Genomic DNA, 19240 nt, shown 5'->3' with positions numbered 1-19240 from the left:
GTCATTCGGCCGCGCCCTCTTCGAAACGCGCCTGATAGGCCTCGACGAAGGCGTTGTGCAATGCCGAGACAAAGGCTTGCCAACCGCTGATATCCTGCTGGTTGAGATTGCCGCTGATTTCGATGCGTGAGGCCAGCTTGTCCTCGGGGTGATTGCGAAACACCCAGCCCACCCCAGCGACCAGTGACTCCCAGGCGGCACTCAGCAAGCCCTTCTCGGCGTCCTCTTCGAGATCGAGGATGTTGACATTGTTCAGCATCGGTTTGGCATACCCCTGCAACCGGCCATCGGTCGCCTCGAGCTCCATGACGAAGTCGCCCGAGCCCGACTCGAAATCGAAATTGCCGTAGGCCTCGGTCAGTTCGTTGAGGCGCGTCAGGTCGATATCGCTGACTCGCAGTTGCATGTCGAAATTCTGCAAGTCGCCCAGCGGGTCGAGCTTCGCATGCAACTCGGTATGCGCTTGGTTGAGCATCAGCCCTTGGGCGTCGATATCGGCAACCCGTGCCCCCTCACTGCGATCGGCGTTGCTGAGGTTGGTCGCCGTGGCCTGGATCTCGGAAATTTCCAGATCCACCGGTGGCTGGGAATTGAAGTTGCGAAAATGGACACGACCCCGATGAAGACTGAGGCGGTTGAGCTCGATAGGCAACAGGGCCTGCAGGGACTCGCGCCAGTCTCCGCCCTCGCCGGACTGGCTGTTTTGCTCCTGTTCGGCATCGACATAATTCAGCTCGGGCTGGAACAGATCCGCCCTGGCGACGATCGCCCCCTGCCAGAGATCCTCCCAGCTCACTGACAGATCGATGGTGTCGACACGGAAAAACGGCACGGGCACCTCACCGCTGGTCTTGACGATGTTCAGACCGTCGATGGAGTAGGCACCGCGCCAGAGATGGATATCGACATCCTCGACATGGCCGCGATAGTCGCCCATGTCGGCCAGTTGCCCGTTGAGATAGTCGCGTACCAGATCGGGCAGCATGGCCCGCAGAATCACCAAGGCCACCGCAACGGCCACAATCGCCACGACTGGCCACGTATAGCGTTTTTTCATGTCCGGTCTCGCAGGCTTATTACTCTGCTAAGAGTATAGCCGAGAGGATTTTTGCGGCCCGGGAATTCATCTCAATCGCTGCGCAGACGCTCGAGCAGCGCCTGCGTGACAAAGCCGTCGGGCGTCATGCCCTGCGCGCGTTGATATTCGCGCAGGCCACGACGCGTGTTGGGCCCGACGACGCCATCCGGCTCGCCGACAGCCATGCCGCGTGCATTGAGCAGAGTCTGCACCTCTTTGACCTGCGCGCGGGACAGGGAGGGCTCCTCGCGCGGCCATGACGCCACCAGCCCCGACTGACCGGCGATGCGATCGGCGAGCAGAGCGACGGCCAGGGCATAGCTGGTCGAGGCGTTGTATTTCATGATCACGCGAAAGTTGTTTCCGACCAGAAAAGCCGGCCCCCGGGCGCCGGCAGGAGCGATCACCGAAGCATCCGCCAAGCCGGGCAGCCCATCGCCCCGCATCGGCGTCACGCCCTGGGCCGCCCACTGCTCACTGGGCTGGCGCACGCTCAGCTCGGTCTGGGCATAATCGAAATCTGCCGGCAGGCGCACCTCCCTGCCCCAAACTTCGCCGTCCTGCCAGCCGGACTCGGCCAGATAGTGGGCAGTCGAGGCCATGACATCGGCGATGCTCCCCCAGATGTCACGGCGGCCGTCCCCATCGGCATCCACCGCATAGGCCAGGAAGCTGGAAGGCAGGAACTGGGTGTGCCCCATGGCACCGGCCCAGGAGCCGCGCATATGGTCACGATCGATGTCGCCGCTTTGCAGAATGCCGAGCGCGGCCATCAGCTCCCCCTGGGCAAACCCGGGGCGACGACCGTCATAGCCCAGGGTGGCGAGCGCATCGATGGTTTCGAAACTACCGAAATTCCCGCCGTAGTTGCTCTCGATTCCCCAGATGGCCGTCACCACCTCCTTGGGTACCGCGTAGCGCTGTTCGACGCGCTCGGCCGTTTCACGATACGCTGCCAGCTTGGTCCGCCCCGTCTCGACCCGCTGCGTGGATACTGCACTGTCCAGATATTGCCACACCGGACGGGTGAACTCCGGCTGGGCACGATCGAGTTCGATGACGCGCGGCAGGAAGCTGGCTCCGTCCAGCGCAGCATCCAGCGTATCGGCCTCGATTCCCCGTTCCGCTGCTGTCCGACGAAACGCCTTGAGCCATTGGGCAAAGTCGCGAGGAGCCTCGGGCTCAGCCATTGCGGCTTCCGCGTTCCGCTCGACAGCGTTCGCCGCCGCCGCGCTGTCGGCCTGCGGTGCCGCGTCCAGCTGCGCTACCGAACTCTGACAGCCTGACAGCCACGCGCCCAACATCAGAACCCATGTACCCTTACGCATACGGTTTGCTTTTCCTTTATACGAGATCGCATGACGCACCACTGCCGTCAGTTCACGAAGCTTGAAAAATGGCGCCATGCTAATGGCAGATGCGACTCGCGACCAGCACTTGCGGTGTCTCGTCTGCACGCCGCGCCCTACCCGTACATCCGCCTGCTTCGCACCAGGCCGACAGCCTCATGCCGACAGCTCGGGCATGGCCGACACCGCCTCGCATGTGGCTCGCGCCTGAGGCGATTCGCAACAAGCGCCTGCGCGACATGTCCGGCTCCATTATGCGGCCGAGGCGTGCTGGCAGGGGGTCGTAGGCCATGGTACAGTCGCATGATCATTTCGGTTCGGCGTCGTCATTTTCAAACAATCCGCCAATCATTTCAGCCTGTTAAGGCGCAAAGGGACGACGCGCCGGGAAGCCATGAAGGGAGGAAGACACCATGACGGGCCTAGAACAGCGCGGCCCTCGGGAATGCCGCGCGCCCTGCCATGACGGTGCCGAAACTCTGCCGATCTGCCCGGCAACCGGCCTGACCAACCGCACGCCGGCCTGGATGCTGGCGCCGCGAGGCGTCAGACGCCCTTATCTTACCGATCCTCCCGCCTGTAACGACTGACGGTCGCCGCCGCAGCGACCATACTCTTACCCGTGCCCGGCGCCCAATGGCGGGCGTGTACGAATATCCACGACAAGAGCGAGTCGTTCATGTCCCTGCTTCTGATCGTGCTGCTACCTCTGCTTGGCAGCCTGGTGCCCTTGATAGGCTCCAATGAAAGGCGCAACACCTGTGCCTTGCTGACGGTTCTGGCACCTGCCGTTGCAATAGGTCTGGTGCTGTCACAAATGCCTCGGGTGCTCGGAGGCGAGACGCTGCGCCTCGACATTCCATGGATTCCGCCGCTGGGCCTGGACTTGGCGTTACGCCTCGACGGGTTGTCATTGCTGTTTTCGCTGCTGATTCTGGGCATCGGTCTGCTGATCATTCTCTATACGCGCTTCTATCTCGCCAAAGAAGACAGCATGCCGCGTTTCTACGCGTTCCTCATGCTGTTCATGACGGCCATGCTGGGAATCGTGCTGGCCGACAACCTGATACTGCTCTGGGTCTCCTGGGAACTCACCAGCCTGTCCTCCTTTCTGCTGATCGGATTCTGGTATACCCAATCGGATGCCCGTCGCGGTGCCCGCATGGCGCTGACCGTCACCGGCATGGGCGGGCTCGCCCTACTGGCCGGCTTGATCCTGATCGGGCAGATCGTCGGTAGCTACGATATGCAGGTCGTGCTCGACAGCCGTGAAGTCATCCAGCAGGATCCGCGTTATCTGCCTGCCGTATTGCTGGTGTTGCTGGGAGCCTTCACCAAGTCGGCCCAGTTCCCCTTCCAGTTCTGGCTTCCCCAGGCCATGTCGGCTCCCACGCCGGTGTCGGCCTATCTGCATTCGGCGACCATGGTCAAGGCCGGCGTTTTCCTGCTCGCCCGTCTGCATCCCGCCTTGGCGGGCCCGGACATCTGGCTCTACCTGGTGGGCCTCACCGGGCTGGTGACGATGCTCTATGGCGCCTACTTCGCCCTGATCAAGCATGATCTGAAAAGCATTCTGGCTTACTCCACGGTCAGCCATCTGGGACTGATCACCATGCTCTTCGGTCTCGACACGCGCATGGCGGTAGTCGCCGGAGTGTTCCATATCCTCAATCACGCCATGTTCAAGGCCTCCTTGTTCATGGTGGCGGGCATCATCGACCATGAGTGCGGCACCCGGGATATCCGCAAGCTCAAGGGGCTGTGGCGCTACATGCCGATGACCATGGTACTGGCGACACTGGCGTCGGCCTCCATGGGCGGGGTACCGCTGCTCAACGGCTATCTGTCCAAGGAGATGATGCTGACCGAGACGCTGGAGACCCATCTGCTCGGCGGACTCTCCTGGCTGATTCCGACGCTGGCGACGCTGGGCAGCCTGCTGTCGGCAGCCTATGCCCTGCGCTTTGTGCGCAATGTCTTCTTCGACGGCCCGACACGCGAGTTGCCCAGCACCCCGCACGAGCCGCCGCTGTTGATGCGCGCCCCCATCATGCTTCTGGTAGCGCTGTGCGTCGCCGTCGGCCTGTTGCCCGCCATCACGGTCAACGCTCTGATCCATGCCGCGGCCGATGCGGCATTGGCGCCACCGGTGCCCGAGTTCCATCTGGCCATCTGGCATGGCGTCAACCTGCCTCTGATAATGAGCATCGTCGCCCTGAGCGGCGGGGTCGGGCTCTATTTTCTGCGCCAGCATCTGTTCAATTTCCAGCGCCAGTTCAGGCCTCTCGAGTCGCTCAAGGTCTATGAAGGGGTCATGCAGGGCTTGGTGCGTGCCGCCCAGTGGGGACTGGATACGCTGGAAAACGGCTCCCTGCAGCGCTACATGCTGTGGGTGGTCATCACCGTGTTGTGCATGGCCGGGGGCGGTTTGATGGGCATCTCCACTCTCACCGGCGAGAAGCCGCATCAGCCCCTCGACGGCCTGCTGATTGCGGGTGCGTTGATCACCATGTTTGCCGGGCTGGCCACCGCCTACCTGCATCGCCAGCGCCTGATTGCGCTCTTGATGCTGTCGGTGGTGGGACTGATGGTGTCACTGGCCTTCGCACGGTTCTCGGCGCCGGATCTGGCGTTGACGCAGCTGGCCGTCGAAGTGGTCACGATGATTCTGCTGATGCTGGCACTGTTCTTCCTGCCGCAGCGTACGCCCAAGGAGTCAAGCGGGCCGCGCATCGTGCGTGACGTGCTGCTCTCGGCCGGATTCGGCGGCATCGTGGCCAGTCTGAACTATGCCCTGCTGACACGCCCGCTGGAGTCCATTTCCGACTTTCACCTTGCGCACAGCGTCCCCGGCGGAGGCGGCCACAATGTGGTCAATGTCATCCTGGTGGACTTTCGTGGCTTCGATACGCTCGGCGAAATCACGGTGCTGTGCATCGCGGCCGTTGGCATCTACAAGCTGCTCAATCGCCTGCGCCTGTTCATGCCGTCCAGTGACTTCGAGGGGCGCCCGTGGTCACCCGACCGCCATCCCATGATCCTGGCGACCGTTTCCCAGACATTGCTGCCCCTGGCGCTGCTGGTCTCGATCTTCATCTTCCTGCGCGGGCACAACGAGCCGGGTGGCGGCTTCATCGCCGGCCTGGTCACCGCCGTGGCGCTGATTCTGATCTATATCGCCCGTGGTGTGGACTGGACTCAGCAGCGTCTCTCATTCCCCTTTCAGCCGATCGCCGTGGCGGGGGTCGGCATTGCCACCCTGACCGGCCTAGGCAGCTGGCTGTTCGGTTATCCCTTCCTGACCTCCAGCTTCGGCCACTTCCACATACCCCTCATCGGCGATGTGGAGCTGGCCACCGCCATGCTGTTCGACCTCGGCGTCTACCTGACCGTCGTCGGTGCCACGCTGATGATCCTGGCCAACCTCGGCAAGCTCACCACACCGCATCGCCCCTCCAAGCAGAAGGAGAAAGCCTGATGGAAGCGCTTTTTGCCACGCTCACCGGAGTCCTGGCCGCCAGCGGGCTCTACCTGGCGCTCCGGGGGCGGACCTTTCCCGTCGTGATGGGACTGACTCTGCTGACCTACGCCGTCAATCTGTTCCTGTTTTCCACCGGAGGACTGACGACCGACGGGGCACCCGTGATCAGCGGAGAGGACGGGACATATGCCGATCCGCTGCCTCAGGCCCTGGTACTGACCGCCATCGTCATTGGTTTCGCCATGACCGCCTTCTCGGTCATTCTTGCCATGCGCGTGCGTGGTGATCTGGGTAACGACCACGCCAATGTCCAGCGTGCAGAAGACCCGCGCGAGGACAAGTCCTGATGCAGCACCTGATCATTCTTCCGATTATTCTTCCGCTGCTGACCGGACTGGCGCTGTTATTGAAGCGGGAGGGCCCGGCACAGCCGCGGCGTATCGTCGCCTTGGCAGCGACAGGATTACTGGTCGTCGTCGCGATCCTGCAGGTCATCCAGAGCAGCGATGGACAGATTCGCTACTATGCCCTGGGTGACTGGCAGCCACCGTTCGGCATCATTCTGGTCATGGATCGCCTATCGGCGATGATGGTGCTGCTCACGGCCATCCTGGCCTTCGCCAGCCTCGCCTATGCCTGCGCGGGACACGACGAAGAAGGCTCCAACTTCCATGGCTTGTTCCAGCTCCAGCTGATGGGTATCAACGGCGCCTTCCTGACCGGCGATCTGTTCAACCTGTTCGTGTTTTTCGAAGTGTTGCTGATCGCCTCCTACGCCCTGCTCATGCATGGCGGCGGCAAGGTGCGCATCCATTCCAGCTTCCAGTATGTCGCCCTGAATCTCGCCGGTTCCTCGCTGTTTCTGATCGCGCTGGGCGTTCTCTACGGAGCGACCGGCACGCTGAACATGGCCGACATGGCCATTCGGGTCATGACGCTCGATCCGGATCAGGCCAGCCTGGTCAGGGTCGGGGCCATGCTGTTGCTGGTGGTGTTCGGTCTCAAGGCCGCCATGGTGCCTCTGTATTTCTGGCTGCCTCGCGCCTATGCTGCCGCACCGGCTCCTGTCGCCGCCCTGTTCGTCATCATGAGCAAGGTGGGCATTTACGGCATCCTGCGCGTCTATACGCTGATCTTCGGCTCCCATGCGGGAATCCTGGCCGACCTCGCCCAGCCCTGGGTCTGGTGGCTGGGGCTAGCGACGCTGGTTCTGGGCACGGTGGGGGTGCTGGCGGCCCGCGACCTGCGCACCATGGTGGCTTATTTCATCATCGTCTCGATAGGCACCATGCTGGCCGGTATCGGCATCAACCGCCAGGAGGCCACCAGCGCCCTGCTCTACTACCTGGTGCACAGCACGCTGATCACGGCAGGGCTCTTTCTGCTGGCCGATGCCATCGCCAAGCAACGCGGCAAGGCCGGTGCTCGCATCGTACGGGCCCGGGCGGTCAATCAAGTCGCCCCGCTGGGGATTCTCTTCTTTACCGGCGCCGTGGCCATCGCGGGCTTGCCGCCCCTCTCGGGTGCCGTCGGCAAAACGCTACTGCTGCAGACGGCCATGCCCGCTCAGCAACCCTGGTTATGGACGATCCTGCTGGCAAACGGCCTCGTCTCCATCGTGGCACTGGGGCGTGCCGGTTCGACCGTCTTCTGGCGCGCAACGCAAGGGGAAGGGTCGACGGTCACGCTAGGGCCCTTGCGCCTGACCGGCATCGCCTTGCTGATCGGCGCCTCGCCGCTGCTGGTCATTCTCGGCGGCCCCATTACCGATTACACCCGGGCGACCGCCAGCCAGCTGGCGGATCAGGAAACGTACATGCGCACCATCATCGCGTCCGATACGACAGGAGACGAGGCATGATTCGATCCCGACCCTGGCTGCCCATGCCACTGTTGTCCGTTCTGCTGCTGGCGGTCTGGCTGCTGCTGCAGCAGAGCGTTGCCTTGGGCCAATGGCTGCTCGGCGGCTTCCTGGCCCTGATCATCCCCATCCTGACCCGCTCCTTCTGGGAGCGCCAACCGGACCTCAAACGTCCTTGGCTGATGGTCCGCTACTGTTTGCGCGTGCTCGGTGACATCATTACCGCCAATCTGCAGGTCTCGCGCATCATCCTCGATCCGCGCGATCGTGCGCGGCCGGCTTTCGTGGAATACCCGCTGGAATTGAAGGAGAATTTTCCGATCACTGTACTGGCCAGCACCATCACGCTGACCCCCGGCACGGTATCCGCGCACCTGCGCCTGGACGGCCGGACTCTGCTGATCCATGCCTTGGATATCGCCGACGAACAGGAACTGATCGAGGAGATTCGCGAGCGCTACGAACGTCCGCTCAAGGAGATATACGAATGCTAGACGTCGCACTCTGGATCAGCCTGGCGCTGCTCACGGCGTCGATTCTGCTCAATCTATACCGGTTGGCCATTGGCCCATCCCTGCCGGACCGCATCCTGGCCCTGGACACCATGTACATCAATTCGATCGGACTGATCGTGCTGTTCTGTATCTGGATGAATTCCAAGACCTATTTCGAAGCGGCGCTCTTGATCGCCATGCTGGGTTTCATCAGCACCGTGGCGGTGTGCAAGTACTTGCTGCGTGGCGACATCATCGAGTAGGAGACTCTCATGATCGGCTTCTATACCGTGATGGAAGGCGTCATCGCCTTCCTCCTGATTACCGGTGGGACCTTCGCCTTCATCGGCTCCCTGGGGATGACGCGCTTCAAGGACTTCTACATGCGTCTCCATGGACCGTCGAAGACAACGACGCTGGGCATCGGCTGCACGCTGATCGCCTCCATGGTCTATTTCAGTCTGGTGAACGGCGGTGTCAGCCTGCAGGAAATGCTGATTACCATCTTCCTGTTCATCACGGCTCCGGTCTCCTCGCACCTGCTGGCCAAGAGCGCGCTGCATCAGAAGCTGCCCCGTCACTCGCGCACTCGCGGCGATCCCCGTGAATTTCACGAAAGCGATGAGGAGCCCGAGGCCGGTGAGCTAGAGCAGCTCGACGACTCACGTCTATCCTGATCGCGCACCCGGGCGCCGCTTCGGTTCTTGTCGAAGCGGCGCCCGGGGCAGCATGACTACCATCCCATAGTGTGCGTCTCGACCAGCTCCGCCAATAGCGCGATATGGTCGTCACGATCGTTGAGTGCCGGAATATAGCGGTAGGTTACGCCGCCAGCGTTCTCGAAGTAGCCGCGATTCTCCACTTCCAGCTCTTCCAGCGTCTCCAGACAGTCGGCGGCGAAAGCAGGACTCATCACATCGACGTGCTTCACGCCCTCCTTTCCCCACGCTTGCAGGGTCTCGTCGGTGTAGGGCTTCAGCCACTCCTCGCGCCCGAAGCGAGACTGATACGTCTGGAACCATTCGCCCTCCTCCAGCCCCAGTGACTCGGCCAACAGGCGGCTGGTGGTCTCGCAATGGTGAGGATAGGGATCGCCCTTCTCGGCGTAGCGCTTGGGAATGCCATGGTAGGACATGAGCAGCCGGCCGCGCTGTCCACCGTGACGAGCCCAGTGTTCGCGTACGCTATTGGCCAGCGCCCCGATGTAAGCCGGGTGGTCGTGATAGTCGCGCACGAAGCGCAACTCGGGGAGATGCGGACAGGGCGACAGTGCCCGTGCCAGGCGGTCGAACACTGCGGCAGTGGTAGTGCTCGAGAACTGGGGATAGAGAGGCAGCACCAGTATCCGTTCGGCCCCGGCACGGCGCAGGGCGAGCCCCGCGGCCTCCATGCTGGGATTGCCGTAGGTCATGGCCAGTTCCACCGGAATCTCTTCACCGACATGTTTGTCCAGGTGAGCTTTCAGCGCACGCTGCTGGCGAAGCCCGATGCTCAGTAGCGGCGAGCCTTCATCCTGCCATACCGCAGCATATGCCTTGGCCACCTTGCGGGGCCTGGTACGCAGAATGACGCCGTGCAGAATCGGCCACCATAGTGCCCGCGGCAGATCGATGACTCGACGATCCCCAAGGAACTCCGCCAGGTATCGTCTTACCGCCTCCGGCGTCGGGGCATCGGGTGTGCCGAGATTCACCAGCATCACGCCATAGCGGACAGCCGTCATGGCCTCTCTCCTGTGCAATATAAAGACGCAATTGTACCAGTGCGCCTGGGGCTCAGGAGAATGAGGTTATCCTATCGTCAAGATTTGTTTGCGCTTACGGCACATCAAAGGCATGTGAAGCGAAGGGAGACTTCCGGAGGACCAAGGTTAGAGGGGTGAGAGACCACGAATTAGAAGGGGAGAAAGCAACGGCAAGCCAGTTCCGGCTTGCCATACGGCGCCGACTAGAACGCCAGGGGAACCCGTGAGGACAAGGGGGCCCGGTAGGCCGCCTCCCGGCTGGAAGCTTCATCGCCAGCGACATGCTGCACCAGATAGGCACGGTTGATACCGGCACATTTCAACTCGCCATAAACATCATCAAGCGTACGAAACAGCATCGGCTTGCCGCGCTGAGTCAAGAGGAGACGCCTGCCTTCCACATCTTCCAGCTCAACCTGGTAATAGCGGCTTTCCGCGAGACTGATCACACATATCTCGAAATGGTCATGTTCCTGCACAAAGCGCTTCAACTGCGTAATTTCCATGACTCCCTCCATGTCGTTCGATGCCATCCTTCATTTGGCGTACACCCTATCGCACCAAGATGACAATATCATGTTGGTGCATGGTGACAGAGCATTTGACAGATAGGTGTAGCGTAAGTTGTCTGCAGGGACAACTTACGCCACGCATGATTCCGCCGGCAATCAGTGGGCTGCGATGGCCGGTTAGCGGATAACAGCAGGGCGCGAAAGGCGAGCGAGATTCCCCCTTCGCCAAGATGCGGGCGATGCTCTGTCAGGCGAGGAATCCTGACGCGCCCGTCCGGATGCCGACCGCAGCCGGTTATCCCGTCGTGTCGCGTCAGTCCCGCTGATAGGACGCCGGATCAATGGCGACGCCCAGCGAGTTACGGTCGACCCATTTTCCCGCCTTGGTCTCCTTATAGCGGAATACCACGCGGTCACCCTCTTTCACGGGAAGCTCGGCATCTTCCGTCTGATAGCTGTAGGTTTCGCCATCCACGACCAGCATGAAGCGATACAGGTCGGGCATCCCCAGCCACTCCTTGAATGGCCCTTCACGCTCGATGCTCTCCAACTGCCCCCTGGCTTCCAGCTTGGGCATCCGCTTGCGATTACCGCGTCGAAATCCACCTGCCATGTCGTCTCCTTGCACCATGATTGGGAGGGCGAATTATAGAGGCTCACCCAGAAGGCTCAAGGTGCCTCATTCACCGAAATGCTGGCCGTAACTGTCCGGCGCCAGGTCTTCGAACCGCGTGTACTTGCCGATGAACGCCATATGCACGGTACCGATGGGCCCGTTACGCTGCTTGCCGATGATCAGCTCCGCAAGTCCCTTGTTGTCGGGGTTATCGGTATTGTAGACCTCATCCCGGTAGACGAAGGCGATGAGGTCGGCATCCTGCTCGATCGCCCCGGACTCGCGCAGGTCGGACATTACCGGGCGCTTGTTGGGACGCTGCTCCAATGAGCGGTTGAGCTGGGAGAGCGCCACTACCGGACAGGCGAACTCCTTGGCCAGCCCCTTCAACGAGCGGGATATCTCGGAAATCTCCGCGGTGCGGTTCTCGGACATGCCCGGCACCTGCATCAGCTGCAGGTAATCGATCATGATCAGGCCGATGCCACCGTTTTCCCGCGCCAGCCGTCGGGTACGCGAGCGCAACTCGTTGGGTGAAAGTGCCGGGGTATCGTCGACAAAAAGCCGCTTGTCCTTGAGCAGGTTGACGGCCGAGGTCAGGCGCGGCCAGTCCTCATCCTCGAGCTGCCCGGTACGTACGCGGGTCTGATCGATACGCCCCAACGACGAGATCATGCGCAGCATCAGAGCCTCGGCGGGCATCTCCATCGAGTACACCACCACCGGCTTGTCACCCGACACAACGGCATGCTCGACCAGGTTCATGGCAAAAGTGGTTTTCCCCATCGAGGGGCGCCCGGCGATAATGACCAGATCCGAAGGCTGCAGTCCCGAGGTCATCTCGTCGAGATCGCGGAAGCCCGTGGAGAGTCCCGTCATCTCCCCTTTCATGTTGAAAAGCTCATCGATGCGGTCGACGGCCTTGCTGAGCAGTTGGCTCATGCCCACCGGACCGCCGAACTTGGGTCGCGATTCGCTGATCTGGAAGACCAGCCGCTCCGCCTCGTTGACCAGTTCATCGGCGGGACGTCCCTGAGGGCTGAAGGCACCTTCGGCGATCTGGTTGGCAGCCTGGATCAGCTTGCGCAGTGTGGCCCGCTCACGCACGATATCCGTGTAGGCGCGAATGTTCCCGGCAGAAGGCGTGTTGCGCGCCAGCTCGGCCAGATAGGCCAGCCCTCCCACATGCTCCAGGTGGTCACGATTTTCCAGCACTTCCGAAAGTGTCACCACATCCAGCGGATGGCTGCTATCCGCCAGCTGCACCATGGCGTTGTAGATCAGCCGATGCTCGTAGCGATAGAAATCGTCCGCCACCAGGCGTTCGGAGACCGTATCCCAGGCGCTGTTGTCCAGCATCAGGCCGCCCAGCACGGATTGCTCGGCCTCGAGCGAGTGCGGCGGCACCTTGAGGGACGCAGTTTCAAGATCCTGCTCAGCAAGTTCACTCATGTGACGATTCTCGACAAGTGATGACGCGGCATGGCTTTCGTCCATGCCACGCTATTCTACCAAGCCCGGCCGCGACATTGCCGCCATCGCGACACATCGGCTCAAGTTCTGGTCGGTCAAGATACAAAAAGGGCGCGAAGAATAACCTTCGCGCCCCTTCCAGCCCTCGGGCGTCAGCAGCGTTACGGCTTACTCGGCCACAACGACCACACGTACCGTGGCAGAGACTTCGGCATGCAGCTGCAGCGCAATGTCGTATTCGCCGGTCTGACGGATCGGACCTTCCGGCATGCGGACTTCGCTCTTGGCGATGTCGATACCGGCCTGAGCAATGGCTTCGGCCAGATCACGCGGACCGATGGAGCCGAACAGCTTGCCTTCGTCACCGGCACGCGCCACCAGAGACAGCTCGATTTCGGAGAGCTGGGCAGCACGGGCCTGGGCTTCGCTCTTGCGCTCCTCGGCCTGAGCTTCCAGTTCCGCACGCTGGGCTTCGAAAGCCTCTACATTGTCCTTGGTCGCCGGTACGGCCAATCCGTAGGGCACCAGGTAGTTACGGCCGTAACCAGGCTTGACGGTAACCTTGTCACCCAAAGCGCCCAGCTTGCCAATCTTGTCGAGCAGAATGACTTCCATCTCGTTAACCTCTTGTCAGTCGCTGCGGGCCAGACGACTGCGGAAATCCGCAAAGGTGTCCATAACGGCCAGCAACAGCACAATCAGAATCGTAGGCCAGGTGGTCAGCAGCAATACATAAAAGCCGACCAGCCACAGCCCGTTCATCCCCTTCAGACCTATCCAACCATGTACCAGCGCGACACCGGCGACGAGTAGCGGCACCCAGGTAAGCATCGCAGCGGCCGGCAGGGCGAATACCATGCCCACCCCCCCGATCGCCACCAGCAACAGGAGCTGCTTGCCGGACAGACGCAGCACATGGAATTCGCTGCGAAAGCCTCCCGGATTGTACAACCCGGCCTGCCAGCTACGAGCCAGCGCCAGACAGGCGGTCGAGGCGAGCAATACGACCAGCCCCGTCACGCCGCTGATCAGCAGTCCCGCGAGTTGCTCGGTCGCGACACCTTCGGCCGCCAGTTCCCCAAGCATGCGATCCACTTCCGGCGATCCCTGACGCAACTGCTCAAGCAGCGGGCCAGCGCCGCCAGGCGGCAGAAAGATGTCCAACTGGACCATACCCGCACAGACCAGCATGCCGGCGATCAATGTGTCGCTCCAGCGCATCCTGGCGCGCAGCACCGTAGCCATCAGGGTCACGAGCAGAATGCTGGCCAGGGGTACCGCATCACCTTGCGTCCACCACCAGCCGGCAGGCACTGCAGCGGCAATCAGTACCGGCATTCCCGGCCCCAGGCCACGTCGCAACGTCACCAGCGCGACGGCAGCCGCACTGAACCAGAACAGCCAGGGGATCAGTGCGGCGATGGCGGCAGCCCCCGCAGCATACGGGGTTCCGCGCATCATCCAACGGGCCAGGGCCAGCATCGCGCGTGGTTGTCTTACTGGTGGCTGTCGGTGTAGGGCAGCAGCGCCAGATAGCGGGCGCGCTTGATGGCCGTGGACAGCTGACGCTGATAACGAGCCTTGGTGCCGGTGATGCGGCTAGGTACGATCTTGCCGGTTTCGGTGATGTAGGCCTTGAGCGTATCGATATCCTTGTAATCGATATACTTCACGCCTTCAGCGGTAAAGCGGCAGAACTTACGGCGACGGAAAAAACGTGCCATGGGGTATGTCTCCTGGTGAATGCGGATCAGTGGGCTTCTTCAGCGGTTTCTTCAGAGCGCTCGGACCGGGGGCGGTCGGACTTGCTGTCGTCGCGACGGCGGCTCTTCTCTTCGGTCGGCTTCATCATCGGAGACGCTTCGGTGATCGCTTCCTTGCAACGTACAACCAGGCTACGAATGATGGCGTCGTTGAAGCGGAAGATGTTCTCGAGTTCCTCGAGTGTCTCGCCGCGGCATTCGACATTCATCAGTACGTAGTGGGCCTTGTGGATCTTGTTGATCGGGTAGGCCATGTGGCGACGTCCCCAGTCTTCAAGGCGATGCACGGTGCCGCCATTCTCGGTGATGACGCTGGTGTAGCGCTCGACCATGGCCGGAACCTGCTCGCTCTGATCCGGGTGGACCATGAACACGATTTCATAATGACGCATGATAGCTCCTTGCGGTTTGGCAGCTTCCATGAGGCGAACGATGACGCCGCTGGAAGCAAGGAGTGAAATGGAATATTGCGCCGGGCAGTCGAACCGATCAGCTCATGAACAAGGAGCGACTGCCTGACCGCTGTCGTACGCTAGCCGCTCCAAGCAAACGGTATGCGTCGCATAACAATCACGGGCCAATTCGTGATCGAACTGGCCCGTGATCTCAAAACAGCCGCATAATTGTAGTGATCCCCTTCGGCCGTTGCAACCGTAAGGATCGTCATGCTAAAGAGAAGTCACGCTGGCCTGTCGCTGCATGCGCTGACGAACGATCTCGAACAGACAGATGCCGGTAGCAACCGAGACGTTGAGGCTGGAGACGCTGCCGGCCATGGGCAGCTTGACCAGACCATCGCAGGCCTCGCGCGTCAGGCGCCGCAGGCCTTTGCCCTCTGCGCCCATGACCAGCGCACAGGCCCCGATAAAATCGCCTTCATACAGGCTTGCTTCGGCTTCACCCGCCGTGCCGGTGATCCAGACGCCCTGCTCCTTGAGCCTTGCCATGGCACGCGCCAGGTTAGTGACCTGATACACCGGGATGGCTTCGGCCGCGCCACAAGCCACCTTGCGCACCGTGGCGTTGAGCGGTGCCGACTTATCCTTGGGCACGATGACGCCGTGAGCACCGGCAGCATCGGCACTGCGCAGACACGCCCCGAAGTTGTGCGGATCGGTGACGCCATCAAGGATCAGCAGCAGCGGCGGCACCTCGAGCGACCAGGCGCCGAGCCTGAGCCATAGTGACTCCTCACTCTCCATGGACAGGGGCGAACTGAAGGCGATCACCCCCTGGTGAGCCGCCCCCCGGGAGAGGTCATCAAGCTCGTCCCGGGCCACCGAGGAGAGCCGCACGCCTCTCTTGCGCGCCTGCTCAAGCAGCTCAGCCAGACGGCTTTCGGCGTGCCCTGTCTGAAACCACATTTCCCGGGGCGGGTCGCCACGCTCGAACAGCGCCTGCACGGCATGCACGCCATAAACCGGCTCGAGCCCGCCGGGAGGAGCTGTCTTTCGCTGGCCATCGTGACGCCTGGCTTTCCTGCGGCCGCCTTCCTTGCCGCTCACTGCTTGTCACCTTTCGGCTTGCGAGGACCCCGGCTTCTTGAGCGCCGCTCCTTGCTCTCAGTCGTGCTCTCCGGCCCCTGACGCTCGCGCCGGCCGGGACGCTGCTTCCGCTTGCGCGGAGCCGGCTTGGCAGAACTCTCCTCCTTGAAGACTTCCGGCCCTTCCAGCGGCTTGCGACGAGGCTGGCGTCGGGCTCGCGGCTGCGCATCGACAAGTTCGAAATCGATCTTGCGCTCGTCGAGATCGACACGTGCCACCTGTACCGTCACTCCATCCCCCAGACGATAGGAAAAACCGCCACGCTCACCTTTCAAGCGATGCTTCTCGGGCTGGTAATGGTAATAGTCGGAAGGCAGCCCGGTGACATGTACCAGCCCTTCGACATAGACCTCATCGAGGCGTACGAAGATGCCGAACTGGGTTACCGCCGCGATCGTGCCATCAAAGACTTCTCCCACCTTATCGGAGAGGAACTCGCACTTGAGCCAGTCGGCCACGTCGCGCGTGGCATCATCGGCACGGCGCTCCGTCATCGAGCAATGCTCACCCAGCTCGACCATCTGCTCGAATGTATAGGGACACCACTTGCTGGGCTTCTCCACGGGGGCGCCTTCGGCACGCATCACGTTGGCTGTCTGGCGCGGCCCGCGAATCACCGAGCGGATCGCCCGATGCACCAGCAGGTCGGGATAGCGACGGATCGGCGAGGTGAAGTGCGCATAAGCCTGATAGGCCAGACCGAAATGTCCTTCGTTATGCGGCGAATAGACCGCCTGACTCATCGAACGCAACATCACGGTCTGGATGATATCCGCATCGGGACGATCCTTGATGGCTTCGCGCAGGACCTGGAAATCCTTCGGCGTCGGCTCTTCACCGCCGCCCAACGACAATCCCAGCTCGGCGAGGAACAGGCGCAGGTTCTCGAGGCGCTCTGTCGCGGGCGGCTGGTGAACCCGATACAGGGCCGGCAAGTCATGCTTGTCGAGGAAGCGTGCCGTGGCGACATTCGCCGCCAGCATGCACTCCTCGATCAGCTTGTGGGCATCGTTGCGAGTCCGCGGGACGATCTTTTCGATCTTGCGCTCGTCGTTGAAGACGATCTGCGTTTCGGTAGTCTCGAAGTCGATCGCTCCACGCTCGTTGCGCGCCGCCCGCAACACCTGGTAGAGGCCATGCAGATTCTCGATCGAGGGAATCAGATCGCGATACTGCTCGCGCAGTGCCTGCCCCTCCGGACTGTCGGGAGATTCGAGCATGGTACCGACCTGGGTGTAGGTCAGCCGGGCATGGGAGCGCATTACGGCTTCGTAGAACTTGAAACGGCTGATGGCACCGGATTTCGAGATATTCATCTCGCAGACCAGCGTCAGGCGATCGACATGCGGATTGAGCGAACAGAGGCCGTTGGAGAGCAGCTCGGGCAGCATCGGTACGACCTGCCCGGGGAAATAGACCGAATTGCCGCGGACGAAAGCCTCGTTGTCCAGCGCACTGCCGGGACGCACATAGTGCGAGACATCGGCGATGGCCACCAGCAACTTCCAGCTGCCCGAGCGGGTCTTCCAGGCGCAGACGGCATCATCGAAATCCTTGGCATCCTCGCCGTCGATGGTGACCAGCGGCGTGTCGCGCAAGTCGATACGCGACGTCTTGTCCGCCTCCAGCACTTCGGCGGACATGCCGGAAATTTCCCGCTCCACCTCGGGGGGAAAGGTCGCCGGAATATCGTGGGAACGGATGGCGATGTCGATTTCGAGCCCCGGGTCCATGCGCTCGCCCAGCACTTCGACGACTTCGCCAACCGGCTGAATACGGGTGTCGGGCTGCTGGGTGATGCGCACCGAGACGATCTGTCCATCCCGTGCCCCGCCGCTGGCGCTGTGCGGCACGATGACTTCCTGGGCGATGCGGGAATTCTCGGGAATCAGCACCGCGAATTCGGCCGTGTTCTGCCTATAGACGCCGACCAGCGTCTGGGTGTTACGGGCCAGCACTTCGACAATGGTGGCTTCATCACGCCCGCGCCGGTCGCGCCCACTGACGCGGACCAGCACATGGTCGCCGTCGAAGACCCGGCGCATCTGGCGCGGCGGCAGAACGAGGTCGGGCTTCTTGCCATCGTCGCGGATCAGAAAACCCATTCCATCGCGGTGCCCTTGCACGCGCCCCTTGATCAGGTCGAGCTTGTCGATCAGGGCGTAGGCACCGCGCCGGTCTCGCAAGACCTGGCCGTCACGTTCCATGGCGGCAAGCCGGCGACGCACGGCTTCCATCTGGTCCTCGTCCTCGAGGCCCAGCATACGGCTCATGTTCTCGTGGGTGATCGGTTTACCGTACTCCTCGAGTCGCGCCAGAAGGTATTCGCGGCTGGGGACGGGCTTGTCGTATTTTTGCGCTTCACGTTCCGCGTGCGGATCGTCACTGAGCGTCCAATGATTCATATAAAACAACTTCCTTGAAGACGAAGGTGCGAATGGCAGCGGGCGTGATCGCGAGCAGATATTCGTGTCATGCCGGCCAGTATAGCCTTGACAACAGGCAGACCCAACCACCCGACCTGCGTCGTCGCAAAATGTTTCCGTTTCGGCGCGCATTTCCTCTTGCATTCGGGCCAAGAATCGGTAACATGCATCGCGCCTTGCCCAGGTGGCGGAATTGGTAGACGCGCTAGCTTCAGGTGCTAGTGTCCTTACGGACGTGGAGGTTCAAGTCCTCTCCTGGGCACCAAGCGATTCTCGAATCTCTTGGGTTGGCAAGGCAGGTTCGGCACGACATGTTCGCCCGGATGGCGGAATTGGTAGACGCGCTAGCTTCAGGTGCTAGTGTCCTTACGGACGTGGAGGTTCAAGTCCTCTTCCGGGCACCAATCGAACATGTACATGATGCGCCCAGGTGGCGGAATTGGTAGACGCGCTAGCTTCAGGTGCTAGTGTCCTTACGGACGTGGAGGTTCAAGTCCTCTCCTGGGCACCAACGTATCATGTGTATCGAAACATCCCCGGTTTCGATTTTTCTCCCTCTGATTTTCCCTGTACGCTTCCCTATAACGCTCGCAAGCGTTATCGATCGTTGCCCGGATATAATCCCGACGTCATCGCGAACGTGGCCCTGGCGCGATTGACGAGTGGCTGTCTCTGGCCCTTGGCGCGATACATGGCCACTGACGATATGCATCCCCCGCCACGCTATCGTAGGCACTTACTCACTCAGCATTACCCGAACGACCAGCTCCCCGCTCCCAACGCTCTTCTCCTCTCTCTCCTGAGTTAGCTTCACGCCTTTTTCTTCGCTTCACCCTCGTACCGCTCACGGAACGTGTCCGGCGCGGCGTCTTCCGCACGCTCGTCCATCGACGTCGCGG

19 protein-coding genes and 3 tRNA genes are annotated in these 19240 nt (G+C 61.6%); 10 read left to right on the top strand and 12 right to left on the bottom strand.

Features of this window, described 5'->3' with window-relative positions; translation table 11 throughout:
* Position 1 precedes the first annotated feature (1 nt).
* On the bottom strand, positions 2 to 1057 hold the full coding sequence (locus tag ACYQ12_RS04890; protein ID WP_459868535.1) for a DUF748 domain-containing protein: 1056 nt from the start codon (positions 1055 to 1057) through the stop codon (positions 2 to 4).
* A gap of 71 nt (positions 1058 to 1128) precedes the next feature.
* Positions 1129 to 2406, bottom strand: a complete 1278-nt coding sequence (locus tag ACYQ12_RS04885) for a lytic murein transglycosylase (RefSeq protein WP_459868532.1) — start codon at positions 2404 to 2406, stop codon at positions 1129 to 1131.
* Positions 2407 to 2840: 434 nt separating this feature from the next.
* Here ACYQ12_RS04885 and ACYQ12_RS04880 point away from each other — a divergent pair, with 434 nt between their 5' ends.
* From ACYQ12_RS04880 to ACYQ12_RS04850, 7 genes are all read left to right on the top strand, one after another.
* Positions 2841 to 3017 carry a hypothetical protein gene (locus tag ACYQ12_RS04880; RefSeq protein WP_459868529.1) on the top strand — a complete coding sequence of 59 codons (177 nt, stop codon included), beginning with the start codon at positions 2841 to 2843 and terminating at the stop codon, positions 3015 to 3017.
* 89 nt (positions 3018 to 3106) lie between these two features.
* On the top strand, positions 3107 to 5905 hold the full coding sequence (locus ACYQ12_RS04875) for a monovalent cation/H+ antiporter subunit A (protein WP_459868526.1): 2799 nt from the start codon (positions 3107 to 3109) through the stop codon (positions 5903 to 5905).
* Positions 5905 to 6255, top strand: coding sequence for a Na+/H+ antiporter subunit C (locus tag ACYQ12_RS04870; protein WP_459868523.1), 351 nt, complete (start codon positions 5905 to 5907; stop codon positions 6253 to 6255). Before ACYQ12_RS04875 ends, ACYQ12_RS04870 begins: the two co-directional genes overlap by 1 nt.
* Complete coding sequence (locus ACYQ12_RS04865) at positions 6252 to 7769, top strand: monovalent cation/H+ antiporter subunit D (RefSeq protein WP_459874465.1); 1518 nt, start codon at positions 6252 to 6254, stop codon at positions 7767 to 7769. The genes ACYQ12_RS04870 and ACYQ12_RS04865 overlap by 4 nt, the downstream gene beginning before the upstream one ends.
* Entirely contained in the window at positions 7766 to 8263 is a 498-nt protein-coding gene (locus ACYQ12_RS04860; RefSeq protein ID WP_459868520.1) for a Na+/H+ antiporter subunit E, read from the top strand. The genes ACYQ12_RS04865 and ACYQ12_RS04860 overlap by 4 nt, the downstream gene beginning before the upstream one ends.
* Positions 8257 to 8526, top strand: a complete 270-nt coding sequence (locus ACYQ12_RS04855) for a K+/H+ antiporter subunit F (protein WP_459868517.1) — start codon at positions 8257 to 8259, stop codon at positions 8524 to 8526. Before ACYQ12_RS04860 ends, ACYQ12_RS04855 begins: the two co-directional genes overlap by 7 nt.
* Before the next feature lie 9 nt (positions 8527 to 8535).
* On the top strand, positions 8536 to 8940 hold the full coding sequence (locus ACYQ12_RS04850; protein WP_459868514.1) for a Na+/H+ antiporter subunit G: 405 nt from the start codon (positions 8536 to 8538) through the stop codon (positions 8938 to 8940).
* Positions 8941 to 8996: 56 nt separating this feature from the next.
* On the opposite strand, the gene hemH is transcribed toward ACYQ12_RS04850, so the two are convergent.
* The 10 genes from hemH to rnr form a co-directional block, all read right to left on the bottom strand.
* Positions 8997 to 9986 carry a ferrochelatase gene (gene hemH / locus ACYQ12_RS04845; protein WP_459868511.1) on the bottom strand — a complete coding sequence of 330 codons (990 nt, stop codon included), beginning with the start codon at positions 9984 to 9986 and terminating at the stop codon, positions 8997 to 8999.
* Positions 9987 to 10210: 224 nt separating this feature from the next.
* A complete protein-coding gene (locus tag ACYQ12_RS04840) occupies positions 10211 to 10513 on the bottom strand; it encodes a DUF6482 family protein (protein ID WP_459868508.1) in 303 nt (100 codons plus the stop codon).
* A 319-nt stretch (positions 10514 to 10832) separates the two neighbouring features.
* Positions 10833 to 11132, bottom strand: a complete 300-nt coding sequence (locus ACYQ12_RS04835; RefSeq protein WP_459868505.1) for a hypothetical protein — start codon at positions 11130 to 11132, stop codon at positions 10833 to 10835.
* A gap of 66 nt (positions 11133 to 11198) precedes the next feature.
* Complete coding sequence (dnaB, locus tag ACYQ12_RS04830) at positions 11199 to 12587, bottom strand: replicative DNA helicase (RefSeq protein WP_459868502.1); 1389 nt, start codon at positions 12585 to 12587, stop codon at positions 11199 to 11201.
* A gap of 189 nt (positions 12588 to 12776) precedes the next feature.
* Positions 12777 to 13223, bottom strand: coding sequence for a 50S ribosomal protein L9 (gene rplI / locus ACYQ12_RS04825; RefSeq protein WP_459868499.1), 447 nt, complete (start codon positions 13221 to 13223; stop codon positions 12777 to 12779).
* Positions 13224 to 13238: 15 nt separating this feature from the next.
* Positions 13239 to 14090 (bottom strand): hypothetical protein, encoded by an 852-nt coding sequence (locus tag ACYQ12_RS04820; protein ID WP_459868497.1) that lies wholly within the window; start codon positions 14088 to 14090, stop codon positions 13239 to 13241.
* 14 nt (positions 14091 to 14104) lie between these two features.
* Entirely contained in the window at positions 14105 to 14332 is a 228-nt protein-coding gene (gene rpsR, locus ACYQ12_RS04815) for a 30S ribosomal protein S18 (protein WP_297460623.1), read from the bottom strand.
* Between the two features lie 26 nt (positions 14333 to 14358).
* Positions 14359 to 14763, bottom strand: coding sequence for a 30S ribosomal protein S6 (gene rpsF / locus ACYQ12_RS04810; RefSeq protein ID WP_459868495.1), 405 nt, complete (start codon positions 14761 to 14763; stop codon positions 14359 to 14361).
* 276 nt (positions 14764 to 15039) lie between these two features.
* Positions 15040 to 15783: a 23S rRNA (guanosine(2251)-2'-O)-methyltransferase RlmB gene (gene rlmB / locus ACYQ12_RS04805; RefSeq protein WP_459874464.1), complete on the bottom strand. Its 744-nt coding sequence runs from the start codon at positions 15781 to 15783 to the stop codon at positions 15040 to 15042.
* A gap of 89 nt (positions 15784 to 15872) precedes the next feature.
* Positions 15873 to 18320 carry a ribonuclease R gene (rnr, locus tag ACYQ12_RS04800; protein ID WP_459868492.1) on the bottom strand — a complete coding sequence of 816 codons (2448 nt, stop codon included), beginning with the start codon at positions 18318 to 18320 and terminating at the stop codon, positions 15873 to 15875.
* 199 nt (positions 18321 to 18519) lie between these two features.
* Here rnr and ACYQ12_RS04795 point away from each other — a divergent pair.
* The 3 genes from ACYQ12_RS04795 to ACYQ12_RS04785 all read left to right on the top strand — a co-directional run bounded on the left by ACYQ12_RS04795 (position 18520) and on the right by ACYQ12_RS04785 (position 18852).
* Positions 18520 to 18606, top strand: a tRNA-Leu gene (locus tag ACYQ12_RS04795).
* A gap of 52 nt (positions 18607 to 18658) precedes the next feature.
* A tRNA-Leu gene (locus ACYQ12_RS04790) sits at positions 18659 to 18745 on the top strand.
* Positions 18746 to 18765: 20 nt separating this feature from the next.
* Positions 18766 to 18852: transfer RNA gene (locus ACYQ12_RS04785), tRNA-Leu, on the top strand.
* The last annotated feature ends 388 nt before the right edge of the window (positions 18853 to 19240 follow it).

The organism is Halomonas shantousis (assembly GCF_054654615.1).
This window is presented reverse-complemented; position numbering and strand designations above follow the sequence as displayed.